General features: G+C 71.2%; 18 protein-coding genes and 1 pseudogene. 2 read left to right on the forward strand and 17 right to left on the reverse strand.

Annotated features, from left to right (window positions below):
* Positions 1 to 279: 279 nt before the first annotated feature.
* On the reverse strand, positions 280 to 1,233 hold the full coding sequence (locus SGFS_RS19655) for a 2-hydroxyacid dehydrogenase (RefSeq protein WP_286252020.1): 954 nt from the start codon (positions 1,231 to 1,233) through the stop codon (positions 280 to 282).
* A 76-nt stretch (positions 1,234 to 1,309) separates the two neighbouring features.
* Here SGFS_RS19655 and SGFS_RS19660 point away from each other — a divergent pair, with 76 nt between their 5' ends.
* The gene (locus tag SGFS_RS19660) at positions 1,310 to 2,425 is read left to right on the forward strand and encodes an aldo/keto reductase (protein ID WP_286252022.1); all 1,116 of its coding nucleotides are present in this window, start codon (positions 1,310 to 1,312) and stop codon (positions 2,423 to 2,425) included.
* A gap of 162 nt (positions 2,426 to 2,587) precedes the next feature.
* Positions 2,588 to 3,784, forward strand: a complete 1,197-nt coding sequence (locus SGFS_RS19665; RefSeq protein WP_434027532.1) for a PQQ-dependent sugar dehydrogenase — start codon at positions 2,588 to 2,590, stop codon at positions 3,782 to 3,784.
* 9 nt (positions 3,785 to 3,793) lie between these two features.
* Here the strand turns inward: SGFS_RS19665 and SGFS_RS19670 are convergent, their stop codons facing one another.
* The 16 genes and pseudogenes from SGFS_RS19670 to SGFS_RS19745 all read right to left on the reverse strand — a co-directional run bounded on the left by SGFS_RS19670 (position 3,794) and on the right by SGFS_RS19745 (position 23,338).
* The gene (locus tag SGFS_RS19670) at positions 3,794 to 3,991 is read right to left on the reverse strand and encodes a DUF6191 domain-containing protein (protein ID WP_286252024.1); all 198 of its coding nucleotides are present in this window, start codon (positions 3,989 to 3,991) and stop codon (positions 3,794 to 3,796) included.
* Between the two features lie 21 nt (positions 3,992 to 4,012).
* On the reverse strand, positions 4,013 to 7,078 hold the full coding sequence (locus SGFS_RS19675; RefSeq protein WP_286252025.1) for a helix-turn-helix transcriptional regulator: 3,066 nt from the start codon (positions 7,076 to 7,078) through the stop codon (positions 4,013 to 4,015).
* A 167-nt stretch (positions 7,079 to 7,245) separates the two neighbouring features.
* Complete coding sequence (locus SGFS_RS19680; protein ID WP_286252026.1) at positions 7,246 to 7,422, reverse strand: hypothetical protein; 177 nt, start codon at positions 7,420 to 7,422, stop codon at positions 7,246 to 7,248.
* 186 nt (positions 7,423 to 7,608) lie between these two features.
* Positions 7,609 to 8,211: a hypothetical protein gene (locus tag SGFS_RS19685; RefSeq protein WP_286252027.1), complete on the reverse strand. Its 603-nt coding sequence runs from the start codon at positions 8,209 to 8,211 to the stop codon at positions 7,609 to 7,611.
* A 73-nt stretch (positions 8,212 to 8,284) separates the two neighbouring features.
* Entirely contained in the window at positions 8,285 to 8,848 is a 564-nt protein-coding gene (locus tag SGFS_RS19690) for a GNAT family N-acetyltransferase (protein ID WP_286252028.1), read from the reverse strand.
* Positions 8,826 to 11,126: an MMPL family transporter gene (locus tag SGFS_RS19695; RefSeq protein ID WP_286252030.1), complete on the reverse strand. Its 2,301-nt coding sequence runs from the start codon at positions 11,124 to 11,126 to the stop codon at positions 8,826 to 8,828. Before SGFS_RS19695 ends, SGFS_RS19690 begins: the two co-directional genes overlap by 23 nt.
* 279 nt (positions 11,127 to 11,405) lie before the next feature.
* Positions 11,406 to 12,920 carry an Asp-tRNA(Asn)/Glu-tRNA(Gln) amidotransferase subunit GatB gene (gene gatB, locus SGFS_RS19700; protein ID WP_286252032.1) on the reverse strand — a complete coding sequence of 505 codons (1,515 nt, stop codon included), beginning with the start codon at positions 12,918 to 12,920 and terminating at the stop codon, positions 11,406 to 11,408.
* Between the two features lie 16 nt (positions 12,921 to 12,936).
* Positions 12,937 to 13,179, reverse strand: coding sequence for a hypothetical protein (locus SGFS_RS19705; protein WP_286252033.1), 243 nt, complete (start codon positions 13,177 to 13,179; stop codon positions 12,937 to 12,939).
* Positions 13,176 to 14,672: an Asp-tRNA(Asn)/Glu-tRNA(Gln) amidotransferase subunit GatA gene (gene gatA, locus SGFS_RS19710; protein ID WP_286252035.1), complete on the reverse strand. Its 1,497-nt coding sequence runs from the start codon at positions 14,670 to 14,672 to the stop codon at positions 13,176 to 13,178. The genes SGFS_RS19705 and gatA overlap by 4 nt, the downstream gene beginning before the upstream one ends.
* Positions 14,673 to 14,679: 7 nt before the next feature.
* Positions 14,680 to 14,976, reverse strand: coding sequence for an Asp-tRNA(Asn)/Glu-tRNA(Gln) amidotransferase subunit GatC (gene gatC / locus SGFS_RS19715; RefSeq protein ID WP_018531282.1), 297 nt, complete (start codon positions 14,974 to 14,976; stop codon positions 14,680 to 14,682).
* Between the two features lie 198 nt (positions 14,977 to 15,174).
* A complete protein-coding gene (locus SGFS_RS19720; protein ID WP_286252037.1) occupies positions 15,175 to 17,505 on the reverse strand; it encodes a putative bifunctional diguanylate cyclase/phosphodiesterase in 2,331 nt (776 codons plus the stop codon).
* Between the two features lie 226 nt (positions 17,506 to 17,731).
* Positions 17,732 to 19,939, reverse strand: a complete 2,208-nt coding sequence (gene ligA, locus SGFS_RS19725; protein WP_286252039.1) for an NAD-dependent DNA ligase LigA — start codon at positions 19,937 to 19,939, stop codon at positions 17,732 to 17,734.
* A 15-nt stretch (positions 19,940 to 19,954) separates the two neighbouring features.
* Positions 19,955 to 20,959 (reverse strand): methionine synthase, encoded by a 1,005-nt coding sequence (locus tag SGFS_RS19730; RefSeq protein WP_286252040.1) that lies wholly within the window; start codon positions 20,957 to 20,959, stop codon positions 19,955 to 19,957.
* A gap of 145 nt (positions 20,960 to 21,104) precedes the next feature.
* Complete coding sequence (locus tag SGFS_RS19735) at positions 21,105 to 21,794, reverse strand: SDR family oxidoreductase (RefSeq protein WP_286252042.1); 690 nt, start codon at positions 21,792 to 21,794, stop codon at positions 21,105 to 21,107.
* A gap of 55 nt (positions 21,795 to 21,849) precedes the next feature.
* Positions 21,850 to 22,453, reverse strand: a pseudogene (locus tag SGFS_RS51445) (LOG family protein).
* A 9-nt stretch (positions 22,454 to 22,462) separates the two neighbouring features.
* Positions 22,463 to 23,338, reverse strand: coding sequence for a class I SAM-dependent DNA methyltransferase (locus SGFS_RS19745; RefSeq protein ID WP_286252048.1), 876 nt, complete (start codon positions 23,336 to 23,338; stop codon positions 22,463 to 22,465).
* Between the last annotated feature and the right edge of the window lie 109 nt (positions 23,339 to 23,447).

Genomic DNA, 23,447 nt, shown 5'->3' on the forward strand with positions numbered 1-23,447 from the left:
CGTGACCGTCCTGTTGGCGTTTCCGCGTCGCGGTACACCAGGGTCGCCGTCGGCGGCTCCGCCGCGTCGGATCGTTCGTCCATAGGCCGTGCATCGCCCGTCGCCCCCCTCACAGTCCCAAGTCCGTCCCCGGCGCCGAAAGGTGCGCGGCGCAACCCCTGTCGGGACGATACACCAGTTTCGTCACACAGGGACAGGGCTTCTCTACGCTCCGTGACCACCTGCGGCAATGCGAGCACGTTCCGCTTTCGAAGGAATGCGGAGGGTGCCCGAAGTGGATTACGCGCCTGCCGTCGCGCCTGTCGTAAGGACCACGTTCCGCAAAGGCTCTTGGTTCACGAACCGGTGCAACTGGTCCACAAGCAGCCTTTTGGCGCGCGGCAGGAAGGCCGAGGTGGGGCCGCCGACGTGGGGGCTGATGAGCACGCCGGGCGCCTGCCACAAGGGGTGCCCCGGAGGCAAGGGCTCGGGATCGGTCACATCGAGCGCCGCCAGAACGCGCCCCGTCTCCAGCTCGGTGAGGAGCGCCTTGGTGTCGACGACACCTCCGCGGGCGACGTTCACGAGCAGGGCGCCGTCCTTCATCAGCGCCAGGAAATCGGCGTCGACCAGGCCCTTGGTCTGCTCCGTGAGGGGCGTGGAGAGCACCACGACGTCCGCTTCCGGCAGCAGGGAGGGCAGGTCGGTGAGCGGGTGCACCGGGCCGCGCGCCGTGGTGCGCTCGGAGCGCGCGACGCGCGCCACCCGCGCCACCTCAAAGGGTACGAGCCGGTCCTCGATGGCGGCGCCGATGGAGCCGTACCCCACGATCAGCACGGACTTGTCGGCCAGCGCCGGCCGGAACCCGCCCCGCCACTCCCCCTTGTCCTGCGCCCGTACGAAGTCGGGGACGCCCCGGAGCGAGGCCAGGATGAGCGTGAGCGTGAGTTCGGCCGTACTCGCCTCGTGCACACCGCGCGCGTTGCACAGCCGTACGCCCGGACGCAGCAGGCGCAGCGCCGGCTCGACGTGGTCGATACCGGCGGAGAGCGTCTGGACGACCTGGACGGAGGCCATGTCGGACAGCGGCCGCTGGGAGACGGAGGGTGCCTTCATGTAGGGCACGACATAGAAGGCGCACTCGGCCGGATCGGCGGGAAACTCCTGCTCACCGTCCCAGAAGCGGTAATTGGGCCCCTCTGGGAGCCCGTCGATCTCGTCCGGCCGGATAGGAAGCCACACATCAGCAGTCATGCTCCGGAGGCTATGTCAGGTGGCTGGGACCGCAGAGGTTAGGTTGGAGGGCCAGGAGAGGGAGGGTCACGACCAGGTGGAGCGCAGGACGATCGGCGCGGCGACGCTCGAGGTGGGGGCGGTCGGACTCGGATGCATGCCGATGAGCTGGGCGTACACCGGGTCGCGGCGGCGGGGCGACGAGTCGCTGCGGGCGGTGCACCGGGCGCTCGACCTCGGCTGCACGCTCCTCGACACGGCCGACATGTACGGCCCGTTCACGAACGAACTCCTGCTGGGCCGTGTCCTCAAGGAGCGCCGCGCGGAGGCCTTCGTCTCCACGAAGGTGGGCCTGCTGGTGGGCGAACAGCACATCGTGGCGAACGGCCGCCCCGGCTATGTGAAGAGGGCGTGCGACGCCTCTCTGCGCCGCCTCCAGACCGACGTCATCGACCTCTACCAACTCCACCGCGAGGACCCCGAAGTCCCGGTCGAGGAGACGTGGGGCGCGATGGCGGAACTCGTCCAGGCCGGGAAGGTAAGGGCGTTGGGGCTGTGCGCGGTGGGGGCGCGGGCGGCGCGGCGGCCGGGGAGCGGGGTGGGTGGTGCGGGTTCGGGGGCGCGGGGTGGCGTGGTCTCGGGCATGGGCACGGGCGTGAGCATGGGAGCGTGGACGGGCGCCGGCACCGGTGCGGCCGCTCGTGACGGTGCCGGTCTGTACGACGCCACGATCCGTCAACTCCAGCGGGTCCAGCAGGTCTTCCCGGTGAGCGCGGTGCAGGCCGAGCTGTCCGTCTGGTCCCGTGAGGCGCTGGCGACGCTGCTTCCGTGGTGTGCGGCGCGTGGGGTGGGCCTTCTGGCCGCCATGCCGCTGGGCAACGGTTTCCTGTCCGGCACGCTCACTCCGGGCGAGGGCTTCGAACCGGACGACGTGCGGGCCCGGCACCCTCGCTTCACCGCCGAGATGATGGCCGCCAACCAGCCCATCGTCGCCGGTCTGCGGCGAGTGGCGCGGCGCCACGGGGGCGAGGTGACGCCGGGGCAGGTGGCGCTGGCGTGGCTGCTCGCTCAGGGGCCGCGGGTGGTACCGGTGCCGGGTACGAAGCATGAGCGGTGGGTGGCGGAGAACGCGGGTGCGGCTGGGCTGGCTCTGACGCCTCAGGATCTGGCGGAGGTGGGTGGGCTGCCGGCGGCGCGGGGGTCGTGGGACTAGGGCGTGTCGTCTGTCACGCCGGCCGTTGGTTCGGCGAGGGCGGGTGACGTGTGGTCGCTCGCGCAGTTCCCCGCGCCCCTGAAGTCGGGTTGATGGGGCGGAGGGGGAACCTGCGGGGCCCGGGCGGTGTAAGAACAGTAGAAGCGCCACGTCGAAGGGATCGTGATCGTGCAACGTCGAGCTGTGACGGCCGTCTTGGCCGCGGCCGTGCTTATGGTGACGGCCGGCTGCACCACCGATGACGGGGAGCAGCCGGACACACCCGGAAGCTCGACCCCGAGCAGTACGAGCGGTACGAGCGGTACGAAGAAGCCGGAGGGCTCCTCCTCCAGCCCGGCAGCCGAGGAGACACCCCCCGCCAAGGGCTCGGTCGAGGTCGTACGCACGGTCGCCGAGGACCTGGACACCCCCTGGGGCCTCGCCCCCCTCCCCGAGGGCGGCCTCCTGGTCTCCTCCCGCGACAAGGGCACGATCACCAGAGTCGACGAGGAGACAGGCGAGAAGACGGAGCTGGGCGAGGTGCCCGGCGTCGCCGCCGCGGGCGAGGGCGGCCTCCTGGGCCTCGCCGTCTCCCCGGAGTACGCCTCCGACCACATGATCTACGCGTACTTCACCTCGGCGTCGGACAACAGGATCGTCCGGATGCTGTACGACCCCGAGAAGCCGGAGGGCGAGCAGCTCGGCGCCCCGGACACGATCCTGCGCGGCATCCCCAAGGGCACGAACCACAACGGCGGCCGTATCGCCTTCGGCCCCGACCAGATGCTGTACGCGGGCACCGGCGAGCGGTACGAGGGCCCGCTGGCCCAGGACAAGGACTCCCTGGGCGGCAAGATCCTCCGGATGACCCCGGACGGCCAGCCGGCCCCGGGCAACCCCTTCGACGACTCCCTCGTGTACTCGTACGGCCACCGCAATGTCCAGGGCCTCGCCTGGGACGCCAAGCAGCGTCTGTGGGCCTCGGAGTTCGGCCAGGACACCTGGGACGAGCTGAACCAGATCGAGCCGGGTGGGAACTACGGCTGGCCGGAGGCCGAGGGCAAGGGCGAGGGCGACAAGTCCGGGTTCGTGGACCCGGTGGAGGTGTGGCCCGTGGCGGACGCCTCCCCCAGCGGGATCGCCATAGCGGAGGGCTCGGTCTGGATGGCGGGCCTGAGGGGCAAGCGTCTGTGGCGCATCCCCCTGCAGGGCACCAAGGCCTCGGCCGACCCGCAGGCCTTCCTCGAGGGCGAGTACGGCCGCCTGCGCACGGTCGTCTCCGCCGGCGGCGACAAGCTGTGGCTGGTGACGAGCGAGACGGACGGGCGGGGGTCGCCCGAGAAGGGGGACGACAAGATTCTTGAGCTGAAGGTGACGTAGGGCTGTTCGTCACTCCTCGGCGACGTCCTCCTGGGCTGCCTCGTCCGCATCGGGTGGCCTTACGACGACCTTCCCGGACGCCAGGTCTATGGGCCCGCGTCCGGGGTCGTTGTCCCCGACGTCCTCCCGGGTCAGTTCCAGACGGTTCTGCTCGTCACGGGTGTGCTTGCGGCCGGGCGCGAACAGTTCCTCGAACGCGTTGAACATGGCTGCCCCTCTCCTCCTCCATCATCGCGCGGCCAGTCGCTCCCCAGCCCCCTGGGGAACCAACCCCACCCGATGCGCCACCGCCGCCGCCTCCCCTCGCCCGGAGACGCCGAGCTTGCCGAGGATGTTCGAGACGTGGACGCTGGCCGTCTTCGGGGAGATGAACAGTTCCTCGGCTATCTGGCGGTTGGTGCGGCCGGCGGCGACCAGGCGGAGGACGTCGTGTTCGCGGCCGGTGAGGCCCAGGGCCGTGACCGGGTCGGCGGGGGCGGGGTCGGGTGTGCGGCTCAGGGTGAGGCGGGCGCGGCGGGCGAGGAGGGTGACGGCGTCGGCGAGCGGACGGGCGCCGAGGTGGTCGGCCACGGCGGCGGCCAGCCGGAGCAGCTCCGTGGCGCGGGCCCGGGCATCCTCGTCGGCGCCGTCGGCCAGCAGCGCCTCGGCGAGCCGGTGCCGAACGCGGGCGAGGTCGTACGGTCGTTCGAGGGGCTCGACGGCGGTGACGACGTCGGACCAGGTGTGCGGGTCCGCCACGCCCTCGGCGCGTCGGAGTTCGGCGCGCACCCAGAGGTCGTGGGCGAGCCAGACGGGTGCCCCGGTGGTGAGGCGCTTGGCCGTCGTGCGGATGCGGTCGAGGACCTCGGCGCGGTCCTGTTCGGCGACCGGCAGCGCCCGGGCGTCGGCCTCGGCGGTGGCGGCCGTGAGCAGCAGGGGCCAGCCGTAGCGCTGGGTACCCGGGGGGAAACCGGCGTCCAGGGCGCGGGCCAGTTCGGCGCGGGCGTCGAGGAGACGGCCCTCGGCGGCGGCGAGGCCGATCATGATGCGGGACAGCGGCAGGTCGTACTGGGGCATGGGGTCGTGGGTGCCGTAGTGACCGCGGGCGGCCAGGAGGCTGCGGGCGGCCTCGGCCAGGTCTCCGCGGGCGAGCGCGATCTCGGCGAAGCACACACAGCTCATGCCGCGAGGCTTCGCGCCGGGGCCGGTGTCGCGGGCCTTCGTGGCGGCCTCGGTCGCCTCCTCCCAGTGGCCCAGGGAGAGCAGTGATTCGGACAGGTTGGCCCAGACCCATGCCTCGGAGGTCAACAGGCCCATTCTGCGGGTGACTTCGAGCCCTTCCCGCAGGACGCGGACGGCTTCGCGGGAGCGGCCGACGCCTTCCAGACCGGAGGGCAGGTTCACATGGCTGCGGCCCACGACGACGGCGGGGCCGCTCTCCAGCGCCCGTACGCGGACGGCTTCCATCTCCGCGACGCCCGCGTCGACGTCGCCCGCTTCGACCATCAGACCGCCGAGGGTGAGGCGGGCGTTGAGTTCGATGGCCTCGGCGCCGACCATGTGCGCGTACTCGACGGCGCGCTGGGCGGCGGAGAAGGCGTCGGGGCCGGGGGCACGGAGCATGGACCAGTTGGCCACCCTGGACAGCACCTCGGCGTGCACCTCCGACGGGGGCAGGCCGCGGACGAGCTCCTCGGCGGTGGCGAGTTGCTGTCGGCCGTCGCCGCGGGCGAGGCCCTCGGTCAGCATCGAGCGCTGCACCCAGAACCAGGCGGCGCGCAGCGGATCGTCGCCGTCGGCGAGCAGGTCCAGCGCCCGCTTGGTGATCCTCAGGGCCCGCTCCCGCTCCCCGCACAGGCGCCCGGCGACGGCGGCCTCGGCCATGAGGTCGAGGTAGCGCAGGGGTGTGGTGGCCGGGTCGCAGCCGCAGGGAGGGTAGACCTCGGTGTGGTCGACGGGGCGCAGGGCGGCGCGTACGGCTTCGGGGGCGGCTTCCCACAGCTCCATCGCCCGTTCCAGGAGGCGTAGTTGCTCGGAGTGGGCGTGTCGGGAACGGGCCTCCGCGGAGGCGTCGAGGACGGCGGGCAGGGCCTTGGCCGCGTCGTGCGCGTGGTACCAGTAGCTGGCGAGGCGGGTGGCGCGGGCGCCGGCGGGGACGAGTGTCGGGTCGGCCTCCAGGGCCTCGGCGTACCGGCGGTTGAGCCGGGAGCGCTCGCCGGGCAGCAGGTCGTCGCTGACGGCCTCGCGGACCAGGCTGTGGCGGAAGCGGTAGCCGTCGCCGCCGGGTGCGGCGATGAGGATGTTGGCGCCGACGGCGGCTCTGAGGGCCTCGATGAGGTCGTCCTCGGGCAGCCCGGCGACGGCCGCGAGCAGGGCGTACTCCACGGTGGAGCAGCCCTCGGCGACGATCCGGGCGATGCGCTGGGCGTCCTCGGGGAGCTTCTCGACGCGGACGAGAAGCAGGTCGCGGAGGGAGTCGGTGAGGGCGCAGCCGCGGCCGTCGTGGGCGGCGACGGCGAGCTCCTCGACGAAGAAGGCGTTGCCGTCGGAGCGTTCGAAGATCTCGTCGACCCGTTCGGGTTCGGGCTCGGTGGCGAGGATGCCGGCGAGTTGGTGGCGGACCTCGGTGCGGTTGAAGCGGCGCAGTTCGATCCGGCGGACGGAGCGGAGCCGGTCGAGTTCGGCGAGGAGGGGGCGCAGCGGGTGGCGGCGGTGGATGTCGTCGGAGCGGTAGCTGGCGAGGACGACGAGGCGGCCGGTGCGCAGGGTGCGCAGCAGATAGGCGAGGAGGTGGCGGGTGGAGGCGTCGGCCCAGTGCAGATCCTCCAGGACGAGAACGATCGTGCGGTCGGCGGCGAGGCGTTCCAGGAGGCGGGCGGTGAGTTCGAAGAGGCGCGCGGTGCCCTCCTCGTCGTAGCGGGCGTGCCGGGTCTCGCCCAACTCGGGGAGCAGTCGGGCCAGTTCCTCTTCCTGTCCGGCGGCAGCGGCGGCCAGTTCGGCCGGCAGCTCTCGGTGCAGGGCGCGCAGCGCGGTGGAGAAGGGGGCGAACGGCAGTCCGTCGGCGCCGATCTCGACGCAGCCGCCGAGGGCGACGACCGCGCCCTCGCGCACGGCGGCCGTGGCGAACTCCTCGACGAGGCGCGTCTTTCCGACGCCGGCCTCGCCGCCGAGCAGCAGTGCCTGCGGCTCTCCCCCGAGGCCGGGGGCGCCGCCTCGGCCGGCGGCGCGGGCGAGCGCTTCGCGCAACACCCCCAGCTCCTCGGTGCGGCCGACGAACACGGGACTGACGGACCTGGTCTCCACAGCGCCGAGCATCCCACGCCGGCCGGACGGTCCGGCAACCGATATCCGCAGGTCCTCGACCGGGCTCCCGGGGGCCCTGACCGCCTCCCCCAGGCCCCCGACCGGTGCCCCCGGGCCCCCGATCACCACCCCCAGGTCCCCGGCCCCCGCCCCCTGCCGTCCACCGGCCGCCCCCGCGCTCACGCGGCGCGGGCGAAGCGGAAGCGGCGTGGGCGGTGGCTGTCCACCTGCCCTTCCGCTTCGTTCTCCTCGGAGTCGTGGGCGGCGGCGCGCTGGGCCTCGCGGACCTGGCGGTGGTGTTCGGCCGCGCGGATCAGCTCGGCGGAACGGATCTGGTGAAGCTCGTACTCGAACATCTCGTACCCCTGGTGAAGAGTCGGTTTCGGCTCGCTTGTCGCGATGCCTCAACCTTCGTCTTCGAGGGGGGTCCGCCACATCGGGAGAGTTCCGCATCTTCAACGGGTGAGGGGCCTTAGGTCCGTCGTAGGGATCCCTACGACGGACCTAAGGCCCCTCAGAAGCCGTGCCCGCGCGAGCGGACGTCAGCCGGTGCTCGGCAGGCCCAGCAGGACGTCGGAGTACTTCAGGACGGCCAGCAGCAGCCCGATGAAGCCGACGGAGACACCGGCCCAGGCGACCGACTTGATCCACGGCGCCTGCACCTGGTCGGGGTCGCCGAACGCGGGCCGGACCAGCACGCCGACACCGACGAGCAGCGCGACCAGGGCGAAGATGCCGCCCCACAGCGCGGTGGCCTGCCAGGAGTCGCCGTAGAGGGCCTGGAGACGGGTGGCGACGGACGCCTTGGGCGCGGCCTGCATCTCCAGCGCGCCGGTGATCCCCTCGCGCGCGGAGGCCACCGTACCGACCCAGCTGCCGGTCAGCGAGACGATGCCGAGGGCGACGGACACGATGCCCGCGGCGCCCTGGCCGACGCCGTGGGACGTCTTCCGGGCGGCGGCCGGCTGGAGCGGTTCGAGGTCGTCCAGCTCGTCCTCGGCGGCCTCCTCCACGGACTCGACGGCCTCAGTGGCCTCGACCGCGTCCGCGGCCGTGTCCTCCTTCGTGACGTGCATGTTCTTCTGGTCGCTCTTCGCCTCGGTACCGGGCTCGGCCCCGGTCTCGTCAACTGTCTTGGTTCCCATGCCTCGCACCGTACGGACGTTGTCTGAGAGGTCTCTTAATGATCCCTGTGACGGGAAACGCGCGAACGGGACGTCATCGTTCCGCACGCGCGCGTACCTCACGCCATTCCGGCGCGAGGACGGACCATATCTCCAAGTCGTGCCGGACACCTTGGTGGGTGTAGCTCTCCCGCCGCACCCCGTCCCGTGCCATCCCGAGCCGCCTGGCCACGTTCAGGCTCGGGGTGTTCCCCGAGGGGGCGATCCACTCGACGCGGTGGATGCCGCGGACGTCAACGGCCCAGTCGATGAGGATCCGCATCGAGCGGGTGATCAGTCCCCGCCCGGTGGCGGCGGGTTCCAGCCAGCAGCCGACCTCGGCGTTGCCGTTCTTGGCGTCGAAGTTGAGGAAGAGCACGCCGCCCATGAGCTTTCCGTCGAGCCAGAGGCCGTGCAGGAAGCCGGTGTCGGCGGCCCGCATGTCGGCGTACCGCTGGAGCACCGCCCGCGCGGAGTCCACGTCGGTGGCCGTCTCGCCGAAGGGGACGAACCGGTTGATGAACTCCCTGCCCCGCTGCAGGTGCGTGAGGAACTCCTCGGCGCACCACGGCTCCAGTTGCCGCAGTTCGACTCCGTCACCCAGGGATATCGCGTACATCCCGCTGCCGCTCCTTCTCCGCCACGACCAGGTCGTCCGCGTCGACCTCTACGTCGCAGACCTCTGCGTCATCGATCTCTACGTCGTCGATCTCTACGTCGACGACCTCCGCGAGCCTCTCATGGGCGGCGCGGGACTCGGGCGGTTCGATGCTGATGCGGGGCAGCCGGCGGTCGAGCCAGCGGGGCAGCCACCAGTTGGCGCCGCCGAGCATGTGCATGAGGGCGGGGACGAGGAGCGTACGGAGGACGAAGGCGTCGAGGGCGACGGCGGCGGCGAGGGCGATGCCGAACATGGCGATCACGCGGTCGCCGCTGAGCACGAAGGCGAGGAAGACGGAGATCATGATGACCGCGGCGGAGTTGATCACGCGGCTGGTCTCGGCGAGGCCGACCCTGACCGCGCGCCGGTTGTCGCCGGTCTCCAGCCACTCCTCGTACATCCGGCTGACCAGGAACACCTGGTAGTCCATGGAGAGCCCGAAGAGAACCGAGACCATGATCACGGGGAGGAAGGGTTCGATCGGTCCGGCCCGGCCGAGGCCGAGCAGTTCGCTGCCCCAGCCCCACTGGAAGATCGCGACGACCACGCCGAACGCGGCGGCGACGGCGGCGACGTTCATCGCGGCGGCCTTGAGCGGGATGCCGATGGAGCGGAAGGCGAGCAGGAGCAGCAGACAGCCGAGGCCGATGACGACGCCGACGAACAGCGGCAGCTTGCCGACGATGACGTCCGCGAAGTCGTCGTAACCGGCGGTCACACCGCCGACGCGCAGATCGAGCGAGGTGCCGGTCTCGGCGCGCGGCAGCACCTCGCCGCGCAGCCGTTCGACCAGGTCGCTGGTCCTGGCGGACTGCGGGGAGGAGTCCGGTACGACGGTGAGGTACGCGGTGTCGCCGGCGCTGTTGAACGTCACCGGGGTGACCGCCGAGACGCCCTCGGTGGCCCGGAGCGTGGCGTCGATGTTGTCGAGGGCGAGCTTGTCGGCGGCGCCGTCGACCTCGGTGACGAGGGTGAGCGGGCCGTTCACCCCGGGGCCGAAGCCGTCGGCGAGAAGGTCGTACGCCTGGCGGGTGGTGGACGTCTTGGGGTCGTTGCCCTGGTCGGAGGTGCCGAGGCGCAGCCCCAGCGTGGGCAGGGCCAGCAGGGTCATGATGACGAGGGCGATCGCGCCGAGCTTCTTCGGGTGCCGTTCGACGAACGCGGACCAGCGGGCGGCGAAGCCCGTGGGGACCTCGGGCTCGGGGCCGTGCTCGGCGAGACGGCGGCGCTCGCGGCGGCTCAGCGCGCGCGTGCCGATGAACGACAACAGCGCGGGCAGCAGTGTCACGGAGGCGGCGACGGTGAGGACCACGGTCAGCGAGGCGGCGATCGCGACGCCGTTGAGGAAGCCGAGCCGCAGGATCAGCATGCCCAGCAGCGCTATGCACACGGTGGCACCCGCGAAGACGACGGCCCGCCCGGTGGTCGCTACGGCGTTCCGCGCGGCCTCCTCGACGGACAGCCCGCGCTTCAGTCCGCGCCGGTGCCGGGTGACGATGAAGAGCGCGTAGTCGATGCCGACGCCGAGCCCGATGAGGGTGCCCAGCATGGGCGCGAAGTCGGCCACCGTCATGGCGTGCCCGAGCAGGGTGATGCCCGCGTAGGCGGTGCCCACGCTGACCAGGGCGGTGGCGATGGGCAGCATGCTGGCGGCGAGCGAGCCGAAGGCGAGGAAGAGGACCACGGCGGCGACGACCACACCGACGATCTCGGCGAGATGCCCGCCGGAGGACTCGGTGAGCGCGATCGAGGTGCCGCCCAGCTCGACCTCCAGCCCGTCGCTCCGGGCTCCCTCGGCGGCGTTCACGACGGCCTGCGCCTCGCTCTTGCTGACGTCCTCGGCCGCGTCGTCGAAGGTGACGGTCGCGTAGGCCGTACGGCCGTCCTCGCTGATCTGGCGGCCGCCGGCGCCGTCGTACGGGTCGGTGACGGAGGCCACGCCCGGCAGGTCGGCGATCTTGTCGAGAGTCCGGGTCATCGTCTGCTCGACGGCGGCGGCCTTCACGGAGCCGTCGCCGGTGTGCCAGACGACGGTGGCGTTGTCACCGCCGAGGTGGGGGAAGCCCTCACTCAGGAGCTGGGCAGCGCGGCTGGACTCCGTACCCGGGGTCGCATAGTCGTTCGAGTACGCGGATCCCGCGACCGCCGCGCCGGCGACGGTCCCGCCGAAGGCGAGAAGCCACACGAGTACGGCGACGAGTCGGTGCCGGACGCACCAGCGCGCAAGGGCTGCCACGGATCGCGCTCCTGGGGGGTGGATTATTGATCTTTGACCGTGTACAGCCGCAGATGGAACTGAACAGTACGCAAAGAACGCATGAGCAATGCCTGGTAACTCTTGCACCCTGAAGTGATCATTTGGACCCTTTGAGGGTCTCCTCACATCAGTGGGAGTCAACTCACAGGACAATCCCAGCGACTCTGTCGCCCCGCGTCACAGCCCCGCACACGCCTGAGGGCGGCACATCGCGGTGATGCGCCGCCCCCAGGCATACGGAGTGGGACTCCTGGTTGTTCAGCCCTCGCTGACGCCCAGCTTCTCCAGGATCAGCTCCTTGACGCGGGCCGCGTCCGCCTGGCCGCGCGTGGCCTTCATGACCGCGCCGACCAGGGCGCCGGCCGCGGCGACCTTGCCACCGCGGATCTTGTCCGCGATGCCCGGGTTGCCGGCGATGGCCTCCTCGACGGCCGTGGTCAGGGCGCCCTCGTCGGAGACGACCTTCAGACCGCGCTTGTCGACGACCTCGTCCGGGGTGCCTTCGCCCGCGAGAACGCCTTCGATGACCTGGCGGGCCAGCTTGTCGTTCAGGTCGCCGGACGCCACGAGCTGGGTGACCCGGGCGACCTGCTCGGGCGTGATGGCCAGCTCTTCCAGGGCCTTGGCGGACTCGTTGGCGCTGCGCGCCAGCTCGCCCATCCACCACTTGCGGGCGGCGGCCGCGTCGGCCCCGGCCTCGATCGTGGCGACGATCAAGTCCAGCGCACCGGCGTTGAGGATGGCCTGCATGTCGGTGGCGGCGATGCCCCACTCGGCGAGCAGCCGCGTACGACGGGCCAGCGGCAGCTCGGGCAGACCGGCACGGATCTCCTCGACCCACTCGCGCGAGGGGGCCACCGGAACGAGGTCCGGCTCGGGGAAGTACCGGTAGTCCTCGGCCTCCTCCTTCACGCGGCCCGAGGTCGTCGACCCCGTGTCCTCGTGGAAGTGCCGGGTCTCCTGGATGATCGTCCCGCCGCTGTCGAGTACGGCGGCGTGCCGCTGGATCTCGAAGCGCGCGGCACGCTCGACGCTGCGCAGCGAGTTCACGTTCTTCGTCTCGGAGCGCGTGCCGAACTTCTCGCGGCCGTGCGGGCGCAGCGACAGGTTCACGTCGCAGCGCATCTGGCCCATCTCCATACGGGCTTCCGAGACGCCGAGCGCCTTGATGACCTCGCGCAGCTCACGGACGTACGCCTTGGCGACCTCGGGAGCACGCTCGCCCGCGCCCTCGATCGGCTTGGTGACGATCTCGATGAGCGGGATGCCCGCGCGGTTGTAGTCGAGCAGCGAGTGCGAGGCGCCGTGGATACGGCCGGTCGCGCCGCCCACGTGGGTGGACTTGCCGGTGTCCTCCTCCATGTGGGCGCGCTCGATCTCCACGCGGAAGGTCTCGCCGTCCTCCAGTTGTACGTCGAGGTAGCCGTTGAAGGCGATCGGCTCGTCGTACTGGGAGGTCTGGAAGTTCTTCGGCATGTCCGGATAGAAGTAGTTCTTCCGGGCGAAGCGGCACCACTCGGCGATCTCGCAGTTCAGCGCGAGACCGATCTTGATCGCGGACTCGACGCCGGTCGCGTTGACGACCGGGAGCGAGCCGGGCAGGCCGAGGCAGGTGGGGCAGGTCTGCGTGTTGGCGTCCTGACCGAGCTCGGTCGAACAGCCGCAGAACATCTTGGTCTTGGTGCCGAGTTCGACATGGACCTCGAGGCCCATGACGGGGTCGTACGACGCCAGCGCGTCCTCGTACGACACCAGGTCGGTCGTGGTGGTCACGGTGAAAACTTCCCTCTCAGCCCAGCAGGACGTCGTCGTCGCCCAGCCGCTTCAGTTCGCGGTACAGGATGGCGAGGCCGGTGACGATGCCGACGGCGGCGACCGTCGCGTCGATCAGGCGCAGCGTGTCCTGCTCGGCGCGGGCCTTCTTGATGCGCTTGGCGATGCCCCACGCGCCGAAGGCGGTGGTGGCGATGGACACGTACGTGCCGGACTTGGACTTCTGGAAGTCCTTGGCCTTGGACAGTGCGTTGGTCACAGCGACGGAGCCTCCTCGAGGAGCGGGTGCCCCCACTTTTCCACGAAGGCGGCCTCGACGGCGGCGCCGACCTTGTAAAGACGGTCGTCCTTCAGTGCCGGGGCGATGATCTGCAGCCCGACCGGCAGCCCGTCCTCCGGCGCGAGGCCGCAGGGCAGGGACATCGCGGCGTTGCCCGCGAGGTTGGTCGGGATGGTGCAGAGGTCCGCCAGGTACATCGCCATCGGGTCGTCGGCGCGCTCGCCGATCGGGAAGGCGGTGGTGGGCGTGGTCGGCGAGACGATGACGTCGACCTTCTCGAACGACTTCTCGAAGTCCCGCGTGATGAGCGTACGGACCTTCTGGGCGGAGCCGTAGTACGCGTCGTAGTAGCCGGAGCTGAGCGCGTACGTGCCGAGCATGATGCGGCGCTTCACCTCGGGGCCGAAGCCCGCCTCACGGGTGAGGGAGGTGACGTCCTCGGCGGAACGGGTGCCGTCGTCGCCGGAACGGAGGCCGTAGCGCAGTCCGTCGAAGCGGGCCAGGTTGCTCGAACACTCGCTCGGCGCGATCAGGTAGTACGCGGCCAGCGCCAGGTCGAACGACGGGCAGTCCAGCTCGACGATCTCGGCACCCAGCTCCTTGAGCAGCGCGACCGACTCGTCGAACCGCTGGAGCACACCGGCCTGGTAGCCCTCACCGCGGAACTGCTTGACGACGCCCACACGCATCCCGGCGACACTGCCGTTGCGCGCGGCCTCGACGACCGGCGGGACCGGGGCGTCGATGGAGGTGGAGTCGAGCGGGTCGTGCCCGGCGATCACCTCGTGCAGCAGCGCCGCGTCCAGGACCGTGCGGGCGCAGGGCCCGCCCTGGTCGAGGGAGGAGGAGAACGCGACCATGCCGTACCGGGAGACGGCCCCGTACGTCGGCTTCACACCGACCGTGCCGGTGACGGCGGCCGGCTGGCGGATGGAGCCGCCGGTGTCGGTGCCGATGGCGAGGGGCGCCTGGAAGGAGGCGAGCGCGGCGGAGGAACCGCCACCGGAGCCACCGGGAATGCGGGTGAGATCCCACGGGTTCCCGGTCGGCCCGTACGCGCTGTTCTCGGTGCTGGACCCCATGGCGAACTCGTCCATGTTGGTCTTGCCGAGAATGACGACGTCGGCGGCCTTGAGCCGCTTGGTGAGGGTGGCGTCGTAGGGCGGGATCCACCCTTCGAGGATCTTGGACCCGACGGTCGTCGGGATGCCCTCGGTGGTGAAGATGTCCTTGAGCGCGAGCGGAACACCGGCGAGCGGGCCGAGTTTCTCGCCCCGCTCCCGCTTCTCGTCCACGGCACGGGCCTGGGCGAGGGCGCCTTCACGGTCGACGTGCAGGAAGGCGTGGACCTTCTCGTCGACCGCCTCGATCCGGGCCAGGTGGGCCTCGGTGACCTGGACGGCCGTGAGCTCGCCGGAGGCGATCCTCGCGGCGGTCTCGGCCGCGGTGAGCTTGATGATGCTGTCGGTCATGACGTGATCAGTCCTCCCCCAGGATCTGCGGCACCTTGAAACGCTGCTGCTCCTGGGCCGGGGCGCCGGAGAGCGCCTGCTCGGGGGTGAGCGAGGGTCGGACCTCGTCCGCGCGCATGACGTTCGTCAGCGGGAGCGGGTGCGAGGTCGGTGGTACGTCTTGGTCGGCGACCTCGCTGACGCGGGCGACCGCGCCGATGATGTCGTCGAGCTGGCCTGCGAAGTGGTCGAGCTCTTCGGGCTTCAGCTCCAGACGCGCCAGCCGGGCGAGGTGGGCGACCTCCTCGCGCGTGATGCCAGGCATGCAGCGATCCTCTGGGGTGAGTGTGTGTGGTTTGGGCCCAATCCTAGGGGGAGCGAGTGGCTCCGCCGTACGAACGGGTGCCTAAGAGCTCCGGTGGGCGGGGTTCGTCGGGCGACTGCGGCCGACGAACGACACACAACCCGCACCCGCCGACGCGTGCGGACACCCCGAGCTCGCAGGCGCAGCGGGGGCGAAAAACTACTCGTCCGCCGTCGCCGCAGGCAACGCCGCAGCCGGCCGCTGCCACCCCCGGGACCCCCGCGCCCGCAACCACGCCGTGGTCTCCTCAGGAGGCATCGCGGCGGCGACCAGCCACCCCTGCACCGCGTCACACCCGAGATCGCGCAACCGCTCCCACGTCTCGTCGTCCTCCACACCCTCCGCGACGACCAGCAACCCCAGCGAATGCGCGAGATCGACCGTGCACCGCACGATCTCCGCGTCCTCCGTGTCCACCGCCAGCCGTGCCACGAACGACCGGTCGATCTTCAGCTCGCTCACCGGCAGCCGCCGCAGATGCACCAGCGACGAGTACCCGGTCCCGAAGTCGTCCAGCGACATCTTCACGCCGTAACCGGTCAGCCCGGCCAGCGTGTCCGCGGCCCGCTGGGGATCTTCGAGCAGCACATGCTCCGTTATCTCCAGTTGCAAAGCCCCCGCGGGCACCCCGTGTCGCGCCAGCCGCGCGGCCACCGCTCCCGCGAAACCGGGCGTGTGGACGTCCCGGGGCGACACGTTCACCGCGACCGGTACGTGCAGCCCCTGCGCCCGCCACTTCGCGACCTGCCCCAGCGCCGTCTCCAGCACGTACTCCGTCAGATGCGGCATCAGCCCGGACGACTCGGCGATCGCTATGAACTCGTCCGGCGGCACTTTGCCCCGCTCGGGATGCACCCAGCGCACGAGCGCCTCCAGACCGGCGACCTGTCCGTCGAAGCGGACCTTCGGCTGGTAGTGCAGATCCACCTCGTGCGCGTCCAGCGCGCGCCGCAGGTCGCCCAGCAGGCCGAGACGGTCCGGGGTGTTGGAGTCCCGCTTGGACTCGTACACCTCCACCCCCGTACGGTCCCGCTTGGCCTGGTACATCGCCACGTCCGCCCGGCGCAGCAGCCCCTCCGCGTCGAGCGCGTGGTCGGGGAAGACGGCGAGCCCGGCGCTGGCCTCCAGGACGAGGGTGAGGCCGTCGAGGTCGAGCGGTGAGCCGAGCGCGGCGACGAGGTTGCGGGCGACGCGGGACGCGGAGGTCGTGGAGTCGGCGACAGGCAGCAGTACGGCGAACTCGTCGCCGCCGAGCCGTGCGGCCTCCGCTCCGCGCGGCAGCGCCACCCGCAGCCGGTCGGCTATCTGGAGCAGCAGCCGGTCACCGGCCAGGTGTCCGAGGGTGTCGTTGACCGACCTGAAGCGGTCGAGGTCGATCAGCATCAGGGCGGATCGTGCCCCGATGCGCTCGGCGTCGTCCAGCGCGGTCCAGGTCCGTTCGAGCAGCCACTGACGGTTCGGCAGCCCGGTGAGCGGGTCGCGCAGTTGTTCCTCGGCGCGGGCGCGGGCGATCCACAGGGTGGAGTCGAGCGCGATGAGGGGGATGGCGAACAGGGGCAGCAGCAGGGGCTGGGCGGCGGCCACGACGCAGACGAGCGGAGTGATGCCGAGCAGCGCGACCGCGACGAGACCCTGCCTGGCCAGGGCCGTACGGGCGACGGTGGGCAGTCCGCCGCCGCGCGCGGAGTGCAGGTACCACAGCAGGGCCCGGGTGACGGCGAGATAGGCGATGGCGACCAGGGCGACCTGGGGTGCCGAGTAGAAGTTCCAGCTGTCGGGGTCCCAGGGCTTCTCCACGGACGGGACCCGGCCGAACACGGCGAGCACGAGCGCACCGGCGCCGATGCCGAGGATGTCGACCGCGCCGTGCAGCACGCCCTGCCGCCAGCGTCCCCGGCGGGCGATGCCCACGAGGACGACGACGGTGAGGCTGACCATGCCGGCGGGCACCCAGCCGTAGAGCAGCAGGACGGCGAGGGTGAGGGCGGCGCCGGAGCCCGTGCCGCCCCACCAGCGGGCGCGGCCCATGGCGACGAGGTGACCGACGATGATGCCGCTCAGCAGGGCGAGGGACCAGCCGACCGTGCCGGACGGGAAGAGGGCCTGCTGCCCGAGGAGGGCGCGGTAGAAACCGGCGCCGAGGACCGCGCCCGCGAGGCCCACGATCAGGGCGGGCAGCGCGGGCCAGGACATGTGCCGTTCACTGTCGTGGCCCGGCAGCGCGTGACCGCGCCCGTCGCCGAGCCCGGCCGTGACGGGACGGGGCACACCGGGGGCCGCTCCGGTGCGGGCGGTGAGCTGTACCGGTCCCCGTACGTCGGTGCCGGGGGTGCTCGCGGCCGTGCGGTCCTGTGCCCAGCCCTCCGCGAGTTCCCGGTGTCCCTCGAACGGGCGTCCCCCAGCGAACAGCGAGCGCCCCCATCGCCAGGCCCCGGACACCCGGCGCGGACGCAGCCGTGAGTCCGGGGCGGCGCTCTCGGTCGGTTCCATTCCGTCCCTCTCACAGCCGGCGGTGCCCACGCCACGCGGCCCGTTGCTCCCGACAACCTTCAACGGCACCTCGTCTGAAAACCCACCACGCGTCTGGGCACGGCAGGCGCACACCTCAACAGTAGGCCGCAGAAGGCTTCCACGGGCAGCGGTCGACGTCGGTTGCCCGAATGCGACCGGCCACCCGTATGCATCTGGTATGCGCCGAACGGGTGGCCTTCAACCCCTACTCCTCGGTCGGAAGCGCGACTTCCGCGGCCGCTTCCGGTCCCTGTTCGAGCAGCACGGCGAAGCCGTCCTCGTTCAGAACGGGCACCTTGAGCTGCATCGCCTTGTCGAACTTCGATCCCGGGTTCTCGCCGACTACGACGAATGAGGTCTTCTTCGAAACCGAACCGGTCACCTTCGCGCCCCGGCTCTGCAGTGCCTCCTTCGCCCCGTCCCGCGTATGGCGTTCGAGCGTGCCCGTGACGACGACGGTGAGCCCTTCGAGTGGCCTCGGTCCCTCGTCCTCGCCGATGTGCTCGTCCTCCATGCGGACGCCGGCGGCCTTCCACTTGCGGAGGATCTCCTTGTGCCAGTCCACCGCGAACCACTCCTTGAGGGAGGCGGCGATGATCGGCCCGACGCCCTCCGTGGTGGCCAGCTCCTCCTGGGTGGCCTGCTCGATGCGGTCGATGGAGCGGAACTCGCGCGCCAGCGCCTCGGCCGCCACCGGTCCGACATGCCGGATCGACAGGCCCGTCAGGATGCGGGCGAGCGGCCGCTCCTTGGCGGCCTGGATGTTCTCCAGCATCGCGACCGCGTTCTTCTTCGGCGCGCCCTCCTGGTTGGCGAAGACCGTGGCGATCTTCTCCTCGCCGGTCTTCGGGTCGCGCTTGGGCAGCCCGCTGTCCTGGTCGAGGACGTACGCCTTGATGGGCAGCAGTCGCTCGATGGTGAGGTCGAAGAGGTCGCCCTCGTCGATCAGCGGCGGCTCGGACGGCTCCAGCGGCCTGGTGAGCGCTGCGGCGGCGACGTAGCCGAAGTTCTCGATGTCCAGGCACTTGCGTCCGGCGAGGTAGAACAGCCGCTCGCGCAACTGGGCCGGGCAGCTCTGGGAGTTGGGGCAGCGCAGGTCGACGTCGCCCTCCTTCATGGGCCTCAGCGCCGTCCCGCACTCGGGGCACTCGGCCGGCATCACGAACTCGCGCTCGCTGCCGTCCCGCAGGTCGGCCACGGGCCCGAGGATCTCGGGGATGACGTCGCCGGCCTTGCGCAGCACCACCGTGTCGCCGATGAGGACGCCCTTGGCCTTGACCACGTCCTGGTTGTGCAGGGTCGCGAACTCGACCTCCGAGCCCGCGACCGTCACCGGCTCGACCTGCGCGTACGGCGTGACGCGGCCCGTGCGGCCCACGCCCACGCGGATGTTGACGAGCTTGGTGTTGACCTCCTCCGGCGCGTACTTGTACGCGATGGCCCAGCGCGGGGCGCGGGAGGTGGAGCCGAGGCGGCCCTGGAGCGGGATCTCGTCGAGCTTGACCACCGCGCCGTCGATCTCGTGCTCCACCGAGTGGCGGTGCTCGCCGTAGTACGCGATGAACTCCCGTACGCCGTCGAGGTCGTCGACCACTCTGTTGTGCCGGGCGGTGGGCAGGCCCCAGGTCTTGAGGAGGTCGTAGGCCTCGGAGAGGCGGGTGAGGCCCTGGAAGCCCTCCAGGGCACCGATGCCGTGGACCACCATGTGGAGCGGGCGGGTGGCGGTGACGCGCGGGTCCTTCTGGCGGAGCGAACCGGCCGCCGCGTTGCGCGGGTTGGCGAAGGGCTTGTCGCCGGCCTCGACGAGGCGGGCGTTGAGCTTCTCGAACTCCTCCATCGGGAAGTAGACCTCGCCGCGGATCTCCACGACGTCCGGGACGCTCTCGCCCTTCAGGCGGTCGGGGATCTCCGCGATCGTGCGGACGTTCGGCGTGATGTCCTCGCCCGTGCGGCCGTCGCCGCGGGTCGCCGCGCGCGTGAGACGGCCGTGCTCGTAGGTGAGGTTGACGGCGAGGCCGTCGACCTTCAGCTCGCACAGCAGGTGGTACGCGGAGGCGCCGACGTCCTTGTGCACGCGCTCGGCCCAGGCCGCCAACTCCAGGTCGTCGAAGGCGTTGTCGAGCGAGAGCATGCGCTCGCGGTGCTGGACGGAGGTGAACTCCGTCTCGTACGCCCCCGCGACCTTCTGGGTCGGGGAGTCGGGCGTACGCAGCTCGGAATGCTCCTCCTCCAGCGCCTCCAGGGAGCGCAGGAGTTGGTCGAACTCCGCGTCGCTGACGACGGGAGCGTCCTTCACGTAGTACCGGAAGCGGTGCTCCTCGACCTGCTCCGCGAGCCGCGCGTGCTTCTCCCGTGCCTCGGCGGGTACGGATGATGCGTTCGAGGCAGTCTGTGCGTCCTTGTCGCCGGCCACCGTGTTGTCCTCCCGTTACTCTGGGTTGTCCGCGAGTGATCTCGCCGCCCGGGCGCAGTGGGCGAGTGCCGTGCGGGCGTACGCGGGGGAAGCCCCCGCGAGTCCGCACGACGGAGTGACCGTGACCGCGTCCGCGAGAAGCCCCGGATGCAGCCCCAGCCTGCGCCACAACGTCCTGACACCCATGACGCTACCGGCAGGGTCTGACAATGGGCCGTCCGTGCCCGGCACGACACCGGTGAACAGCTTCGTGCCCCCTTCCACCGCTTCCCCGATCAGGTCGTCGTCACGCTCGGTGAGCAGGGAGAAGTCGAAGGAGATGGCGCCGGCGCCGGCGCGGCGCAGCAGCGCGAAGGGGACGTCGGGGGCGCAGGAGTGCACGACGACGGCGCCTTCCGGGGAGTGCACGCCGATGACGTCGCGCAGCGTGGCCTCGACGAGTTGGCGGTCGGGGGCGCGGTGGGTGCGGTAGCCGCTGGCCGTCCTCACCTGGCCGCCCAGTACGGCGGTGAGGGAGGGTTCGTCGAGTTGGAGGACGAGTTGGGCGCCGGGTACGCGCCGCCGTAGCTCGGCGAGGTGGAGGCGCAGGCCCTCGGCGAGGGAGGCGGTGAGGTCGCGGCAGGCGCCGGGGTCGGAGAGGGCGGACTCGCCGTTCCGCAGCTCCAGTGCGGCGGCGAGGGTCCAGGGGCCGACGGCCTGTACTTTGAGCGGCCCCTCGTACCCCTGGGTGAACTCCTCCAGCGCGTCGAGGTCCTCGCCGAGCCAGGACCAGGCCCGCTTGGTGTCCCGGCCCGGTCGGTCGCCGATCCGCCAGCCGCTGGGCTCCACGCGCGCGTACAGCTCGACGAGCATGCCGGCGGTGCGGCCGATCATGTCGGCGCCGGGGCCGCGGGCGGGGAGCTCGGGGAGGAAGGGGAAGTCCTCGAAGCTGCCGGTGGCGGTCTTGGCGGCCTCGCGGGCGTCACCGCCGGGCAGGGAGCCGATGCCGGTGGCGGGGCCGAAGGTGGGGTGTGCGTTCACTTGGGGAAGCCTACGTAAGTCTGCGGGGGGGGGGCGCCCGCGCATGAGAGCTCGGAAGGTGCGACTGGTTCGGCGTGTGCGGGATCGTCGTGGTCGCTCGCGCGGTTCCCCGCGCCCTCACGGGGGGGGCGGGGACCAACAGCTGCTACCTGCCCGGTCGTACCGTCACGTCGTTGATCTCCGCGTCTCTCGGCAGGTCCAGCGTCATGAGGATCGTCGTCGCGACCGACTCGGCGTCGATCCACTTCGTCGGGTCGTACTCCTTGCCCTCCTGCTGGTGGACCTTCGCCTGCATGGGACTGGCCGTGCGGCCGGGGTAGACCGAGGTGACGCGGACGCCGCCCGCGTGCTCCTCGTGGCGGAGGGAGTCCGCGAGGGCCTTCAGGCCGTGCTTGGAGGCGGCGTACGCCGACCAGTCGGCGTGGGCGTGCAGACCGGCGCCCGAGTTGACGAAGACCACATGGCCCCGGGTGGCGCGGAGTTGGGGCAGGAAGTGGCGGGTCAGCTCGGCGGGGGCGATCAGGTTGACGTTGAGCTGGTGGCGCCAGGTCTTGGGGGTCAGCTCGCCGACCGGGCCGAGGTCGACCACCCCGGCGATGTGCAGCAGCGAGTCCACGCGGTCCGGGAGCGTCTGGTGGGAGAAGGCCCAGGACAGCTTGTCGGGGTCCGCCAGGTCTCCGACCAGGGTCCGGGCGCCGGGGAACTCCGCCGCCAGCTCCTTCGCCCGGCCCGCGTCACGCGCGTGCAGCACGAGGTCGTCGCCGCGCGCGTGGAGACGGCGGGCCACGGCGGCGCCGATACCGGAGCCCGCCCCGGTGATCACATGAGTAGCCATGCCGTCATGCTCGCATCATCCGCACCCCGCCCTCACCCCCGCCGATCCTTACCGGTCACTGCACGCCCCGGCTCTCCTCCAGGTACGCCAGCGCCCCCACCGGCTCCTCCGCGAAGAACACCAGCTCGGCGAGCGGGCGGGGCAGGAAACCCTCGTCGTCCATGCGCCGGAACTGCTCCTTCAGGCCGTCGTAGAAGCCCGCCGTGTTGAGCAGGACCACCGGCTTGTCCGTGTGGCCGTGCTTCTTCAGCTCCAGGATCTCGGTCGCCGCTCGTCGAGCGTGCCCGTGCCGCCGACCATGATGACGACCGCGTCGGCCTTCTCCAGAAGCAGCCGCTTGCTCCCCCACTGCCTAAAGGGCGTGGGGGTACCCCCACGGCGAGGTCCCGCGCGATCACCATCTCGTCGGTGCCCGGCCGCGCCTTGGCGGCCAGGAACTCGACCGAGACGCCCAGCAGTCCGCCGCCCGTCTCCTGGACGCCGTCGGCGACCACCTTCATCAGGCCGACGTCAGAACCGCCCCACCTGGGGGTCCCCCCACGCCTTCAAGGCAGTGGGGGAGTGTGCCCGCCCTTGCCGATCAGCTCGGCGAACTCCCGCGCGGGGCGTGTGTAGCGGTCGTCGAGGTCGGCGGCGGAGAGAAAGACGCAGATGTTCATGGCCCCACGCTACGGGGCGGCACTGACATCGGGCCCCTGATCACCGGGCTCCTGGTCCAGGGCGTCGGCCGGCACCGGCACGCTCAGGCGGATCTTCGACTGGCGGTGCGGCAGGTCCTCCCAGTCGGCCATGAAGCGCGCCGACAGGCCGTGTTTCCGGGCGAGTTCGACCAGGGTCTCGGTGCGGTAGTAGAAGTCCTCGTGCAGCACCTGGTGTTCGGTTCCGGTGGTGCGGCCGAAGGTGAAGTCGAAGAAGCCGCCGGGGGCGAGGATCCGGCCGACGTGGGCGAAGCACTCCTCTATGACGTGCGCCGGGGAGTGCGAGAACACGCTGTGCGCGTGGACGACGTCGAAGTGCGCGTCGGGGAGAAAGGCGAAGGTCAGGTCTCCGGCGACGGTCAGATGAGGCAGTTTGGATTGCAAACCCTCTCGTACGAGGGTGCGCTGGGCCTCCAGGAGGATGTCCGGCGAGATGTCGATCCCGTAGTAGTTCCCGGTGTCCAGGTGGTCGATGAACAGCCGCCCGGCGCGCAGGTTCCCGCAGCCGATCTCCAGCATCCGGTGCCCCGGCTGCAGCCCGTGCCGTACGAGGTAGTCGTACTGCATCCGGCCGACGCGCTCCCACTTCGCGGCCGACGGGTTGTGTCCGACGGCCGCCTCGGGGCTGCGGGCGGTGTCGGAGGCCATCACGGCGCGGTAGTACGCGATGTGGTCGCGGTGTTTCAACCGCAGCCAGGCGTCGCGCGCCGCTCGCCGAGCGTGGGCGGGCACCCGTTTCGGGTTGCTCAGGGCGTAGCGGACCCGGTGGGTGAGACTTCGCCGGTTCCTGGACGGATTCCCGGACGGTTTCCTGGACGGGTTTCCGGCCCGATCCACAGCTGCCACAAGGACCTCCTCCGACTCCTGGGAGAACTCACCAGCAGCGTGCGCCATGCCCGGCGGGACGGCTACCCGAAGGGGGACGATCGTGACAGAGAGAAGTAGAGAAGTGCGG

The organism is Streptomyces graminofaciens (genome assembly GCF_030294945.1).
Taxonomy (GTDB): domain Bacteria; phylum Actinomycetota; class Actinomycetes; order Streptomycetales; family Streptomycetaceae; genus Streptomyces; species Streptomyces graminofaciens.

Excerpts from the sequence above, each read along its gene's own strand:
- SGFS_RS19685 (WP_286252027.1), bottom strand. The coding sequence starts at position 8,211 with ATGGGAACCAAGACAGTTGACGAGACCGGGGCCGAGCCCGGTACCGAG.
- SGFS_RS19690 (WP_286252028.1), bottom strand. The coding sequence starts at position 8,848 with ATGTACGCGATATCCCTGGGTGACGGAGTCGAACTGCGGCAACTGGAG.
- SGFS_RS19675 (WP_286252025.1), bottom strand. The coding sequence starts at position 7,078 with ATGCTCGGCGCTGTGGAGACCAGGTCCGTCAGTCCCGTGTTCGTCGGC.
- SGFS_RS19720 (WP_286252037.1), bottom strand. The coding sequence starts at position 17,505 with ATGGAACCGACCGAGAGCGCCGCCCCGGACTCACGGCTGCGTCCGCGC.
- SGFS_RS19655 (WP_286252020.1), bottom strand. The coding sequence starts at position 1,233 with ATGACTGCTGATGTGTGGCTTCCTATCCGGCCGGACGAGATCGACGGG.
- SGFS_RS19735 (WP_286252042.1), bottom strand. The coding sequence starts at position 21,794 with ATGGCTACTCATGTGATCACCGGGGCGGGCTCCGGTATCGGCGCCGCC.
- SGFS_RS19680 (WP_286252026.1), bottom strand. The coding sequence starts at position 7,422 with ATGTTCGAGTACGAGCTTCACCAGATCCGTTCCGCCGAGCTGATCCGC.
- gatA (WP_286252035.1), bottom strand. The coding sequence starts at position 14,672 with ATGACCGACAGCATCATCAAGCTCACCGCGGCCGAGACCGCCGCGAGG.
- SGFS_RS19670 (WP_286252024.1), bottom strand. The coding sequence starts at position 3,991 with ATGTTCAACGCGTTCGAGGAACTGTTCGCGCCCGGCCGCAAGCACACC.
- gatC (WP_018531282.1), bottom strand. The coding sequence starts at position 14,976 with ATGCCTGGCATCACGCGCGAGGAGGTCGCCCACCTCGCCCGGCTGGCG.